The 13733-nt window shown below is 72.4% G+C and carries 8 protein-coding genes; 7 read left to right on the forward strand and 1 reads right to left on the reverse strand.

The window, feature by feature from the left end; translation table 11 throughout:
* Window positions 1–22 precede the first annotated feature (22 nt).
* The 7 genes from AB0C66_RS06900 to obgE all read left to right on the forward strand — a co-directional run bounded on the left by AB0C66_RS06900 (window position 23) and on the right by obgE (window position 11340).
* Window positions 23–1591: a CYTH and CHAD domain-containing protein gene (locus AB0C66_RS06900; protein WP_362433846.1), complete on the forward strand. Its 1569-nt coding sequence runs from the start codon at window positions 23–25 to the stop codon at window positions 1589–1591.
* 79 nt (window positions 1592–1670) lie between these two features.
* Complete coding sequence (locus AB0C66_RS06905) at window positions 1671–3596, forward strand: TIGR03960 family B12-binding radical SAM protein (protein ID WP_362433848.1); 1926 nt, start codon at window positions 1671–1673, stop codon at window positions 3594–3596.
* 137 nt (window positions 3597–3733) lie between these two features.
* Window positions 3734–4510 carry a TIGR03936 family radical SAM-associated protein gene (locus AB0C66_RS06910; RefSeq protein WP_362433850.1) on the forward strand — a complete coding sequence of 259 codons (777 nt, stop codon included), beginning with the start codon at window positions 3734–3736 and terminating at the stop codon, window positions 4508–4510.
* A gap of 220 nt (window positions 4511–4730) precedes the next feature.
* The gene (locus tag AB0C66_RS06915) at window positions 4731–8906 is read left to right on the forward strand and encodes an Rne/Rng family ribonuclease (protein ID WP_362433852.1); all 4176 of its coding nucleotides are present in this window, start codon (window positions 4731–4733) and stop codon (window positions 8904–8906) included.
* 266 nt (window positions 8907–9172) lie between these two features.
* Window positions 9173–9493: a 50S ribosomal protein L21 gene (gene rplU / locus AB0C66_RS06920; protein ID WP_362433855.1), complete on the forward strand. Its 321-nt coding sequence runs from the start codon at window positions 9173–9175 to the stop codon at window positions 9491–9493.
* Between the two features lie 14 nt (window positions 9494–9507).
* Window positions 9508–9765 carry a 50S ribosomal protein L27 gene (gene rpmA, locus AB0C66_RS06925; RefSeq protein ID WP_009717948.1) on the forward strand — a complete coding sequence of 86 codons (258 nt, stop codon included), beginning with the start codon at window positions 9508–9510 and terminating at the stop codon, window positions 9763–9765.
* A 141-nt stretch (window positions 9766–9906) separates the two neighbouring features.
* Entirely contained in the window at window positions 9907–11340 is a 1434-nt protein-coding gene (gene obgE, locus AB0C66_RS06930; RefSeq protein WP_362433858.1) for a GTPase ObgE, read from the forward strand.
* A 170-nt stretch (window positions 11341–11510) separates the two neighbouring features.
* On the opposite strand, the gene AB0C66_RS06935 is transcribed toward obgE, so the two are convergent.
* A complete protein-coding gene (locus AB0C66_RS06935) occupies window positions 11511–13598 on the reverse strand; it encodes a hypothetical protein (RefSeq protein WP_362433861.1) in 2088 nt (695 codons plus the stop codon).
* Window positions 13599–13733: the final 135 nt, after the last annotated feature.

The following is a 13733-nucleotide window of genomic DNA, read 5'->3' on the forward strand; positions in this document are numbered from 1 at the left end:
CCGGGGCGACTAGATTCGGTTCATGGTGGACAAGATGCGGGAGATCGAGCGCAAGTACGAGGCGAACGGGACCACCACTGACCGCGGACTGCCGGATCTGACCGGCGTCGCCACGGTCGCGGGTGTGACGGACCGCGGTGTGGTCACGCTGGACGCCCTCTACTACGACACCCCCTGCCGCCGCCTGGCGGCCGACGGCGTCACCCTGCGCCGCCGCACCGGCGGCGGCGACGAGGGCTGGCACCTCAAACTGCCGGTGGGCGCCGACACCCGGGACGAGATCCGCGCCCCGCTCTCGGACGCCCTGCCCGCCGAGCTGGCCGCGCTGGTCCGCTCCCGCGTCCGCTCCACCGAGCTCGTACCCCTCGTCCATCTCCTGTCCGAGCGGGAAGTCAGGCAGCTGGTGGACGCCGACGGCGCGCCGCTCGCCGAGATCTCCGCCGATCGCGTCACGGCCCGGCGGCTGGCACCGGAGGCCGGGGAGGCGGTCCGGTGGACCGAGTACGAGGTGGAGCTGGCCGAGGGCGGTGACCCGGCGCTGCTCGACGCGCTGGAGCCGCGGCTGGCCGAGGCCGGGCTGTGCCGGTCGGCCTCCCCCTCCAAGCTGGCCCGGGCGCTGGCCGAGACCGATCCCGCGACGCGGTCGGCGAAGAAGCCCGCCAAGACCAAGAAGTTGGATGCCAGGGCGAAGAAGCCGGACGCCGGGGCCACCGCGGGCGATGTCGTCCTCGCCTACGTACGCCGTCAGATCACCGCCATCGTCACCCTCGACCCCGCCGTACGGCTGGACACCCCCGACTCCGTCCACCGGATGCGCGTCGCCACCCGCAGGCTGCGCTCCGCCTTCCGCTCCTACCGCAAGGTGCTGGACCGCGCCGTCACCGACCCCATCGGCGCCGAGCTGAAGTGGCTCGCCGCCGAGCTGGGCATCGACCGCGACCGCGAAGTGCTCACCGCGCGGCTCGAGGAACGGCTCGCCGAGATCCCCGTCGAACTGCGGCTCGGCCCGGTGGCCGCCCGGCTGCGCATCTGGTCCGAGGCGCGCCGCCAGGGCTCGCGCGGCAGGCTGCTGGAGGTCCTGGACGGCGAGCGGCATCTCGCGCTCCTGGACCGGCTCGACGCCCTGCTCGCCGACCCGCCGCTGCGCCCGGCCGCCGCCCGCCCCGCCGAGGAGGTGATCCTCAAGGCCGTGCTGCGCGACTACCGGCGGCTCGCCGACCGCGTCGAGACGGCCCTGCACGCCCCCGCGGGCCCGGACCGGGACATCACCCTCCACGAGGCGCGCAAGGACGCCAAACGGGTCCGCTACGCCGCCGAGGCGGCCCGTCCCGCGCTCGGCAAGCCCGCCAAACGGTTCAAGAAGCTGATGACCGCCGTGCAGGAGCTGCTCGGCGACCACCAGGACAGCGTGGTGGTCCGCGAGGCGCTGCGCGAGCTCGGCGTCCAGTCGTACGCGGCGGGGGAGAGCTCCTTCACCTACGGACTGCTGTACGGCCGTGAGGAGGCGCTGGCCGCCTCCCGGGAGCGGGAGCTGCCGGAGCTGTGGGCCGAGGTCTCCCGGCCCGGCCACCGGGCGGCCCTGGAGACGTAGATCCGTGGCGAGAGGCCGCCCGCGGGACCGGTACGCTTGAGGGTCACCCCTGTCAGCTCACGAAGGTATCTCCCACACGATGTCTGTCGAGTCGGTCTTCCCACAGCTCGAGGCCCTGCTCCCGCACGTGCAGAAGCCGATCCAGTACGTAGGCGGGGAGCTCAACTCCACGGTCAAGCCGTGGGACGACTGTGACGTCCGCTGGGCGCTCATGTACCCCGACGCGTACGAGGTCGGTCTGCCCAACCAGGGCGTCATGATCCTCTACGAGGTCCTCAACGAGCGCGAGGGTGTGCTCGCCGAGCGCACCTACAGCGTCTGGCCCGATCTCGAGGAGCTGATGCGCGAGCACAAGGTGCCGCAGTTCACCGTGGACTCGCACCGCCCGGTCGCCGCGTTCGACGTGTTCGGTGTCTCGTTCTCCACCGAGCTGGGCTACACCAACCTGCTCACCGCGCTCGACCTGGCCGGGATCCCGCTGGACGCCGCCGACCGCACCGAGGACCACCCCGTCGTGGTCGCGGGCGGTCACGCCGCGTTCAACCCCGAGCCGATCGCGGACTTCATCGACTGCGCGGTGATCGGCGACGGTGAGCAGGCCGTGCTCGAGATCACCGAGATCGTCCGGGCCTGGAAGGCCGAGGGCCGCCCCGGCGGCCGTGAGGAGCTGCTCTTCCGGCTCGCCCGCACCGGCGGGGTCTACGTTCCGCGGTTCTACGACGTGGAGTACCTGGCCGACGGCCGGATCGCCCGTGTGGTGCCCAACCGCTCGGGTGTGCCGTGGCGGGTGTCCAAGCACACCGTCATGGACCTCGACGAGTGGCCGTACCCCAAGCAGCCCCTGGTGCCGCTGGCCGAGACCGTCCATGAGCGGATGTCGGTGGAGATCTTCCGCGGCTGCACCCGTGGCTGCCGCTTCTGCCAGGCGGGCATGATCACCCGTCCGGTGCGCGAGCGCTCCATCACCGGAATCGGCGAGATGGTCGAGAAGGGGCTGAAGAACACCGGCTTCGAGGAGGTCGGCCTGCTGTCGCTGTCCTCCGCCGACCACACCGAGATCGGCGATATCGCCAAGGGGCTGGCGGACCGGTACGAAGAGGACAAGATCGGTCTGTCCCTGCCCTCGACCCGGGTGGACGCGTTCAACATCGATCTGGCGAACGAGCTGACCCGTAACGGCCGCCGGTCGGGGCTGACCTTCGCCCCCGAGGGCGGTTCGGAGCGCATCCGCAAGGTCATCAACAAGATGGTCTCCGAAGAGGACCTCATCCGGACCGTCTCCACCGCCTACGGCAACGGCTGGCGGCAGGTGAAGCTGTACTTCATGTGCGGGCTGCCGACCGAGACCGACGACGACGTCCTCCAGATCGCCGATATGGCGACGAAGGTCATCGCCAAGGGCCGTGAGGTGTCCGGTAAGAACGACATCCGCTGCACCGTCTCGATCGGCGGGTTCGTCCCCAAGCCGCATACCCCGTTCCAGTGGGCGCCGCAGCTCAGCGCCGAGGAGACGGACGCGCGTCTGGAGAAGCTGCGCGAGCGGATCCGTGGCGACAAGAAGTACGGCCGCTCCATCGGCTTCCGCTACCACGACGGCAAGCCCGGCATCGTCGAGGGCCTGCTCTCCCGCGGTGACCGCCGGGTGGGCGCCGTCATCCGCGCCGTCTACGAGGACGGCGGCCGTTTCGACGGCTGGCGCGAGCACTTCTCCTACGACCGCTGGATGGAGTGCGCCGAGCGGGCGCTGCCCGAATTCGGGCTGGACGTCGCCTGGTACACCACCCGCGAGCGCACCTACGAGGAGGTCCTGCCCTGGGACCACCTGGACTCCGGTCTCGACAAGGACTGGCTCTGGGAGGACTGGCAGGACTCGCTCGACGAGACCGAGGTCGACGACTGCCGCTGGACCCCCTGTTTCGACTGCGGCGTCTGCCCGCAGATGCAGACCGAGATCCAGATCGGCCCCACGGGCCGCAAGATGCTGCCGCTGTCGGTCGTGAAGTAGCCGACCGTTCACCGGCAGCCCACGAAGTAGGCTGGAAGGTGCCGGGCCGAGCGGGCCCGGCACCGAAAGGCCGAGGAATTCAAGGAGAGACTCCCCTGGGCAAGCGACAGCCCGAAGGCCCGCCGCCCGCACCGGCGGTGCAGCGCATCCGTTTGCGCTACACCAAGCGCGGCCGCCTCCGGTTCACCAGCCACCGCGACTTCCAGCGCGCCTTCGAGCGGGCGTTGCGCCGCGCCGAGGTGCCCATGGCGTACTCGGCGGGATTCACCCCGCACCCCAAGGTGTCGTACGCCAATGCCGCACCCACCGGCACCGGCAGTGAGGCCGAGTACCTGGAGATCCAGCTCACCGAGGCGCGCGAGCCCGACACGCTGCGCGCTCTCCTCAATGAGTCGCTGCCCCCCGGCCTGGACGTGATCGACGCCGTCGAGGCCGGGACCTCCGGTCTGGCGGACCGGCTGGAGGCGTCCGTATGGGAGCTCCGGCTGGACCGGGTCACCCATGCGGAGGCCGAACGGGCCGTCGCCGCCTTCCTCGAGGCCGACACGGTCGAGGTGCAGCGCCGGACCAAAAACGGGTTGCGCACCTTCGACACCCGCGCCGCGGTGGTCCGGCTGGAGGCGATCGATGCCCCGGCCGATAGGCCGGTGGACGGTGGCTGTGCGATACTGCGGCTGGTGGTACGGCATCTGACACCTGCCGTACGACCCGACGACGTCCTGTCCGGTCTCCGCGCTACGGCCGACCTGGCGCCGCCGGTCCCCGCAGCGGTGACCAGGCTGGCGCAGGGGCTGCTCGATGAGGAGTCCGGCACGGTGACCGACCCGCTCGCGCCCGATCGCGAGGCAGTCACGGCCGCCCCACCCACGGCCGCCGAGCTGACCGCCGCGATGGCGCCGGAAGGTTCCGCGTAAGGACCGCCGTCGACGCGCCGCCGATGCACTTGGGAGCCACCCGGGTCCGGCTGGCGCACTGACCAGGAGACTTTCGCCGGTCCCGGCCATAGCCGGATCCGGCGAGCGAGACGACAGCTCCCGTGCGGCGCCCGCGCCCCGGACGGCGGCACCCGCGCACCGCGCGGCTGCGGCCGGAAGACGGCGCGGCGCCCGGGAGCGTGACGGGAGAACCGCCCGCATGCTCGAGCCCATTGAGCCGATCGAACCTGTCCAGCCTGCCCAGCCCCTGGGGCAGAGCGCGCCACGCGTCGGCGCCCCCGGGGACGTTCAGGACACCACCCCCAGTGACACCCTGCCGCCGCGCCGCCGCCGTGCGGCCTCCCGGCCCGCCGGTCCACCGGTGGGCGGAGTGGGTGACGCGGAGACCGTCACCCCCACCGTGCCGGCCATACCGGCCGAGGAGATCGCCGAGGTCACCGCCTCCGGGCCGGTCGCCGCCGGTGCCGCGATGGCCGCCGGTGCCGATGCCGAATCCGCCGCGCCCGCCCGTAGCCGCCGTCGGGCGATCCGTAAGGCGACCGCCCCGGCCGGAGCGCCGGAGGCCGCCGAAACGGTCGTGCCCGCCGACGCCGGACGGGACCCGGAGAGCGCCGCCGCCGAGCCCGCGGCCGAACCGGTCACCGAGGCCGCGCCGCCCGCCCGGTCGCGCCGTCGCGCCACTCGTAAGGCCACGGCTCCGGCCGGTGCGCCGCAGACCGCGGAGACGGTCGTGGCGGCCGAGGAGAAGGCCGCTCCGGCCGCGGCCGACGCGCCGTCCCGGCCGGAGTCCGGATCCGCCGACGAGCCCGCTTCCGAGCCCGCGCCGCCCGCGCGATCGCGTCGCCGTGCCACCCGTAAGGCGACCGCTCCGGCGGGCGCGCCGCGGTCGGCCGACGAGGACGCGTCGTCTACGGCGGCCGCTGGCGGCAGTGGTGAGGAGGCCACCGCCCCAGCCGCAGTCGCAGCCGATGCCCCGGCCGAACTCGTGGAGCCCGCCGAGTCCGCCGAGGAAGCCCCGCGGGGCCGTAGCCGCCGCCGGGCGACCCGTAAGGCGACCGCCCCCGTCGGTGCGCCGCAGGAGTCCTCCGCGGTCGCGCCGGAGCCGGAGACCGCCGAGGCGGCTGCCTCCGCTGAGGAGCCCGCCGGGACCGCGCCCGCGCGGACGCGGCGCCGGGCCGCCCGTAAGGCCGCGGCCGGTGCGCCGGAGGCCGCCGGGACGCCCGCCGCGCAGGAGGGCGTAGCCGCCGAGGAGACTCCCGCCGCGGCCGAGGAGACCACCGCGACCGAGGAGGCGCCGCGCGGCCGTGGCCGCCGCCGGGCGACCCGTGCGGCCGCCGCCGAGTCCGAGGCCGCGTCCACCGAGTCCGGGGCCGCCGAGGCGGAGCCCGAGCAGGAGCCCGCGCCGCGCCGCCGCCGGGCCGCGCGCCCGCCGACGGCCGTGTTCCAGGCGCCGGTCTTCACCGAGCCGGTGTTCCAGACCCCGGAGAGCGCCGCCGCCGAGGCCGCGGCCGCCCAGGGCGGGGAAGCCGGGGCCGAGGAGACCGAGGAGGAGCAGCCCGCGGCCGAGACCGCGGCGCCCGCCCGCCGCCGTCGCCGCCGCCGTGGCGAGCCCGCCGAGGAGCGCACGGAGACCACCGAGGCCGCCAAGGCCCCGGAGACCCCCGAGACCGACACCGCCGCCGAGTCCGCCGAGCCGTCCGAGGCCGAGGAGCAGCGGGCCGAGGGCGAGCAGGACGACGACGAGTCGGGTGACCGCCCGGCCCGCCGCCGTCGCCGTGGTGGCCGTCGCCGCCGCCGGGGTGAGGCCGCCGACGCCGAGGGTGGCGAGGGGCGCGCCGAGGGCGAGGACCACGAGGACGAGTCCGCCGAGGGCGAGGGCGCCGAGGAGTCCGGCAGCGGCCGGGCCGACGAGGGCGCCGAGGACAACGGCGGAGGCTCCAGCAGCAGCCGTCGCCGTCGTCGCCGCCGCCGTCGCAGCGGGGACTCCGATGTCGACGGGGGCGGTGACGACCCGGAGCGCACCGTCGTCAAGGTCCGTGAGCCCCGTAAGAAGGAGGCCGAGCCCGGTACCGGCGCCGACGAGGTGCAGTCCATCAAGGGCTCGACCCGTCTGGAGGCCAAGAAGCAGCGCCGCCGTGAGGGGCGCGAGCAGGGCCGCCGCCGGGTGCCGATCATCACCGAGGCCGAGTTCCTGGCCCGCCGTGAGGCGGTCGAGCGGGTCATGGTGGTGCGGCAGAGCGGTGAGCGCACCCAGATCGGGGTGCTCGAGGACAACGTCCTCGTCGAGCACTTCGTCAACAAGGAGCAGTCCAGCAGCTACGTCGGCAATGTCTACCTGGGCAAGGTCCAGAACGTGCTGCCGTCGATGGAGGCCGCCTTCGTCGACATCGGCAAGGGCCGTAACGCCGTGCTGTACGCGGGCGAGGTGAACTTCGAGGCGCTGGGCCTGGCCAACGGGCCGCGCCGGATCGAGACCGCCCTGAAGTCCGGGCAGTCGGTGCTGGTCCAGGTCACCAAGGACCCGATCGGCCACAAGGGCGCCCGGCTGACCAGCCAGGTCTCCCTGCCCGGCCGCTACCTGGTGTACGTGCCCGAGGGCTCGATGACCGGTATCAGCCGCAAGCTGCCCGACACCGAGCGGGCCCGGCTGAAGCAGATCCTCAAGAAGATCGTTCCCGAGGACGCGGGCGTGATCGTCCGCACCGCCGCGGAGGGCGCCAGCGAGGACGAGCTCGCCCGCGACGTCCGGCGTCTCCAGGCGCAGTGGGAGGAGATCCAGAAGAAGGCGAAGACCGGCAACGCGCCGTCGCTGCTCTACGGCGAGCCGGATATGACCGTCCGGGTCGTCCGCGACATCTTCAACGAGGACTTCTCCAAGGTCATCGTCAGCGGTGACGACGCCTGGAACACCATCCACGGCTATGTCGAGCATGTCGCGCCCGACCTCGCCGACCGGCTCCAGAAGTGGAGCTCGGACGTCGATGTCTTCGCCACCTACCGGATCGACGAGCAGCTGATGAAGGCGCTGGACCGCAAGGTCTGGCTGCCCAGCGGCGGTTCGCTGGTGATCGACCGGACCGAAGCGATGATCGTGGTCGACGTCAACACCGGCAAGTTCACCGGCCAGGGCGGCAACCTGGAGGAGACGGTCACCAGGAACAACCTGGAGGCGGCCGAGGAGATCGTGCGCCAGCTGCGGCTGCGCGACCTCGGCGGCATCATCGTGATCGACTTCATCGACATGGTGCTGGAGTCCAACCGGGACCTGGTGCTGCGCAGGCTGCTGGAGTGCCTGGGCCGGGACCGCACCAAGCACCAGGTGGCGGAGGTCACTTCGCTGGGCCTGGTGCAGATGACCCGTAAGCGGGTCGGCCAGGGGCTGCTGGAGTCCTTCTCCGAGAGCTGTGTGCACTGCAACGGCCGTGGCGTGATCGTCCACATGGACCAGCCCACGTCGGCCGGTGGCGGTGGCGGCAAGCGCAAGAAGAAGAAGTCCGGTGGCGGTCAGCAGGCGCCCGAGCAGGACCGGGCCGTCGCCGAGACCGAGGCGGAGGCCGAAGCCGAGGCCGAGGGCGAGACGGTGGTCGAGGCCGCCGAGGAGGCCGCCGCCGAGGCCGCGGCCCCCACGGCACTGCCGGAGCCGGTCTTCGCGGCCGACGAGGAGCTGTACAGCAGCGCCGCCGAGGCCGAGGCCGCCGCGACCCGTGGCCGTTCCCGCCGCCGGGTGACCCGTAAGGCGTCCGCCCCGGCGGGTGCCCCGAAGGCCGCCGCGCAGCAGGAGGCCGTGGTCGTCGTCGGCCCGGACGAGCAGAAGGAAGCCCCCAAGGCCGGAAGGCGGGGGAAGCGGGCAGCAAAGGCCGAGCAGGCGCAGCAGGCCGAGCAGGCGCCGGAGCAGGCCGCCGGGGCCACGGCCGAGGCGCCCGCCTCCGCCGCCGCCCCGGAGGCCGCCGAGGCCCCCGAGGCCGCTCCCGCGCCGCGTACGCGCCGTCGGGCGACCCGGAAGGTGTCCGCCCCGGCGGGCTCGCCGACGGGTGCCGAGGACGCGGCCGTGGTGGTCGTGGGCGCCTCCGCGCCGGAGGCGGCGTCCGCGCCCGCCGCCGAGCCGGAGCCGGTCGCCGAGGCGGCCGAGTCCGCCCCGGCCGAAGGCGAGACCGCCGCACCCGCCAGGAAGACGGCGCGCAAGACCGCCGCCAAGAAGGCCCCGGCGAAGAAGACGGCCGCCAAGAAGACCGCGGCGAAGAAGACCGCCGCCAAGAAGACGACGGCCAAGAAGACGACCGCGAAGAAGACCACGGCCAAGAAGTCGGTGTCGAAGAAGACCGCGGCGGCGGAGCAGCAGACGCCGCAGTCGGTCTCGGCCGCCACTGACGACTGACGTTCCCGGTCGTCCGGACCCCGGTGGGGCACCCGCTCACCCCGAGCAGGTGCCCCTCCGGGCTCTGGTAGCCTTGTCCCTCGGCGTCTGTACGCCAAACCCCTGAGCAGATCCCTCCCGACCCCGTCGGGAGAGGCCGCTCGGCCGAAGGTGAATCGCAGCGACGTTCCGTCGCGAGAAAGCACTCGGTTGTCATGATCCGCGGAGGGTCATGTGGAGCGGCTGGCATCAGAGGACCCGTCTACGAGCGAGAGAGTGAGAACCGCGTGTACGCAATCGTGCGCACCGGCGGCCGCCAGCAGAAGGTGGCCGTGGGCGACGTCATCGAGGTCGACCGGATGTCCGACAGCAAGGTCGGCGACTCCGTCGAGCTCTCGACTCTGCTCGTCGTCGACGGCGACGCCGTCACCAGCGACCCGTGGGTCCTGGCCGGCGTGAAGGTCCGCGCCGAGGTGGTCGACCACCACAAGGGTGCCAAGATCGACATCCTGAAGTACAAGAACAAGACCGGTTACCGCAAGCGGATCGGCCACCGCCAGCTGCACACCGCGCTGAAGATCACCGGCATCGACTCGGCTGCGAAGTAAGGGACTGAGAAGACATGGCACACAAGAAGGGCGCATCGTCCACTCGGAACGGTCGCGACTCCAACGCCCAGCGGCTCGGGGTCAAGCGCTTCGGCGGCCAGGCCGTCAACGCGGGTGAGATCCTGGTCCGCCAGCGCGGCACGCACTTCCACCCGGGCACGGGCGTCGGCCGCGGCGGCGACGACACGCTGTTCGCGCTGGCCGCCGGTGCGGTGCAGTTCGGCACCCACCGTGGTCGCAAGGTCGTGAACATCGTTCCGGTCGCTGAGTAATCAGTCCCGGCGCGACACCGCACACCTTTCCGAGGGCGGACCGCTCTTTCCCGTGACGGGGAAGCGGGTCCGCCCTCGGCGCGTTGAGCCGACCGAGACCATCACCACAGATCAGTTCCGTACACCCTGGAGGCATCCGTCATGACCACCTTCGTGGACCGCGTCGAGCTGCATGTCGCCGCGGGTAACGGGGGCCACGGCTGCGCCTCCGTGCACCGCGAGAAGTTCAAGCCGCTGGGCGGCCCGGACGGCGGCAACGGCGGCCGTGGCGGCGATGTGATCCTGGTCGTCGACCAGTCGGTCACCACGCTGCTCGACTACCACCACAGCCCCCACCGCAAGGCCACCAACGGCAAGCCCGGCGAGGGCGGCAACCGCTCCGGCAAGGACGGCACGGACCTGGTCCTGCCGGTCCCCGACGGCACCGTCGTCCTCGACAAGAAGGGCGAGGTCCTCGCCGACCTCATCGGCGAGGGCACCACCTATGTCGCCGCCCAGGGCGGCCGCGGCGGCCTCGGCAACGCGGCCCTCGCCTCGGCCCGCCGCAAGGCCCCCGGCTTCGCGCTGCTGGGCGAGCCCGGCCACGCCGGGGATATCGTCCTGGAGCTCAAGACCGTCGCGGACGTGGCCCTCGTCGGCTACCCCAGCGCCGGCAAGTCTTCGCTGATCTCGGTGCTCTCGGCCGCCAAGCCGAAGATCGCCGACTACCCGTTCACCACCCTGGTGCCCAACCTCGGTGTGGTCACGGCCGGTTCGACCGTCTACACCATCGCGGACGTCCCCGGGCTGATCCCCGGCGCCAGCCAGGGCAAGGGCCTGGGGCTGGAGTTCCTGCGCCATGTCGAGCGGTGCTCGGTGCTGGTGCACGTCCTGGACACGGCCGCCCTGGAGTCCGAGCGCGACCCGGTGACCGACCTCGATGTCATCGAGGCGGAGCTCGCCCAGTACGGCGGGCTGGAGGACCGGCCGCGCATCGTGGTGCTCAACAAGGTCGACGTGCCCGACGGCAAGGACCTCGCCGACATCATCCGCCCTGATCTGGAAGCCCGTGGCTACCAGGTCTTCGATGTCTCGGCGGTGGCCCATCTCGGCCTCAAGGAGCTGTCGTTCGCCCTGGCGAAGATCGTCGGTGATGCGCGCGCGGCCAAGCCCAAGGACGAGGCGACCCGGATCGTCATCCGGCCCAAGGCCGTGGACGACGCGGGCTTCTCGGTCGTCGCCGAGGACGGGTTCTACCGGGTGCTGGGCGAGAAGCCCGAACGCTGGGTCCGCCAGACCGACTTCAGCAACGACGAGGCCGTCGGCTACCTCGCCGACCGGCTGAACCGCCTCGGTGTCGAGGAGGAGCTGATGAAGTCGGGTGCCCGCGCGGGCGACGAGGTCGTCATCGGCCCCGAGGACAACGCGGTCGTCTTCGACTGGGAACCGACCATGAACGCGGGCGCGGAGATGCTGGGCCGCCGGGGCGAGGACCACCGTTTCGAGGCCCCGCGCCCGGCCGCGCAGCGGCGCCGGGACCGCGACGCGGAGCGGGACGAGGCCGAGGAGGAGTTCGACTCCTTCAAGCCGTTCTAGCCAACCCGTCCAGGGCGCTCCGCCGGTCGGGGAGCCCAGGACGGTACGGGTCCTCAAGGCCGCTGTACGGCGTTCTGCGGGCCCGGCACGGCAGCCCATGACAAGGGGCCCGGGAGGCAAGCTCCCGGGCCCTTCTCGTGTCCGTCGCGCGGATCAGACGGTCGCCGTCATCAGACCGTCGCCGTCTCCTCCGGCTCCGGTGAGCCGGGCTCCAGCTCCATCTCCTCGGCCGCGTCCCGGGCCTCGCGCTGCGAGGGGATCTCGTCCGACAGCCGGGTGGCCATCCGGGCCCGGCGCCGGTCGGCCTCGGCGGCCAGATCCAGCGCCGCCTGGTTGAAGCGGACCAGCGAGGGCGGGTCGGACGGGCCGAGCAGGTGCACCTTCAGCTCGGCGCGGGCGGCCAGCAGGGTGTCCTTCTCCGGGTTCCGGACCGCCTCCAGCAGCTCCGCGACACCCTCGGCCTCCGGGGTGAGGATGGTGGCGGCGCGCACGGTCGGGAAGCCCGCCCGGAACTCCTCCTCCGACAGCCCGCTGGTGTTCGCCACGGCGTACGGCTTCTCGCTCGTCAGGTAGTCGGAGACCACGCTGGAGACGTCGCTGATCAGCACGTCGGCCTGGTTGAAGCAGGTGAAGATCGCCGGACGCGGGCCGGTGATGATCTGGTGCTCCCAGACCGGCAGCGAGGCCCAATAGGCGCTCTCCCAGGCGGCGGTGGCCGCGGCGACACCCGCCGCGCGGTTGTCCTCCGGGGCGCCCTGGATCTTCATCCGCTCGATCTCGTCCGCGCTGGCGCGGAAGGAGGTGCTGGTGAGCTGGTTGAGCTCATCGGCCCGCCGGGTCAGCTCGGCGGCCGCCTCCGGACCGGGCCGGTCACCGCCGCGCCGGGTGTTCGCCTCGGCGATCATCGCCTTGATGCGCTCGTTGGCGCTTCCCGCGCGGGGGTCGACGGAGCCGGTCATCGGGTGCGGCTTGTACAGCAGCCGGACCTTGGGGTCGGCGAGCAGCGCGCGGACGACGTTCTCACCCGCGAGCACCACCGAGGTGTTGCCGGGGTTGCCGTCCCAGCCCTCCCAGGTCGGCGCGTAGAGCACCGTGGTGAACTCGCCCGTGGGCACGCCGGTGTGCGGGCGGATGGGCGCGAGCTGCGGACGGCCGACCTCGACCACGTCCTTGTCCTCGACGCCGATGTCGGCGAGCTGGTAGCGCTCGCGCGCGGCCGGGCCCGCGACCCACACCTCGTCGTACGCCTTGGCGTACGGGTTGCAGCTGGAGAGCTTGTCGCTCTCGCCGTGGTTGGTGAACGCGTGCTTGATCGAGGGGATGCGCAGCACCTGGGAGGTCTTACCGGAGTTCGCCGGGTGCAGCAGCACCTTGAGCGTGGAGTGCTCCAGCCGCATCAGGTGCGCGACCTTCGGCAGGCAGACGATCGGCACATCGGTGGCGTCGATCTTCTGCACCATGAACCGCTCGCGGAGCACGATGATCGGGTTGCCGTCGAGCGCCGCGAGGGTGGAGAGCCACATGTTCGCCTGGTAGGCGGAGGAGTTGCCGCCGGAGAAGTACATGCCCACGGTCGGCCGGTACTCGGCCAGCCAGGCGTCCAGCCACTCCAGGGCCTTGGCCTCGCCGATCACGCGCTTGCGCGGCAGCAGCCAGGTGGCGAGGTGCACGGTGCCGCCCAGGGCGATCAGCAGCGCGACCGCCAGACCGGCCCCGCCCCACCAGCCGTTCTTGGTGGCCGCGGTGACCAGCAGACCCACGGTGACCGGGGCGGCCAGCCGGAGCAGCCGGCGGCCGTGCTGGCGGGCGAAGAGCCGCGGCGGTGCGTCGCTCAGCCGCAGCGCGGACGCGTCGATATTGCGGGTGACGAACGGCAGCTGCCGCGAGCGGCGGACCAGTATGGCCACCGCCTGGCAGGCGAAGTGCAGCACATAGAAGGTGAGCAGGGCCACGGTGAGCGGGGCCTGCTCGCGCAGCGGATTGATGCCCTCGATCCGCAACAGCCCGACCATGATGAGCATGTCGCGGAACAACTGGCGCACCGTGACGTCGAAACGGACCTTGCCCAGCAGCGACAGCAGTCCTGGTTGCTTGTGCTGGAGGAAAAGATCGAGTGCGAGACCACACGCCGAGGCGACGATGAGGAGAGGTACGTTCGGAAGCACGGCGCCGACAAGCTGTGTGGTGAAGAACACCACCATCGCGAGCAACGCCGTCAGCTGTACGACCCGGCGTGGGGCGAATCCGGCAGAGGGCACTGGGAGGGCTCCTGGCAGGAGGGCAACGGACGTAAAGGGGGACCCCTGACCGTATGCCGCCGCCCGGCCCGGTAGCAATCCGCGCGGGTGCCAACCGCCCCGAACCGGGTCCAAACGATCACCGGAGCGCCGCCT

Source organism: Streptomyces sp. NPDC048636 (genome assembly GCF_040650655.1).
Lineage (GTDB): Bacteria > Actinomycetota > Actinomycetes > Streptomycetales > Streptomycetaceae > Streptomyces.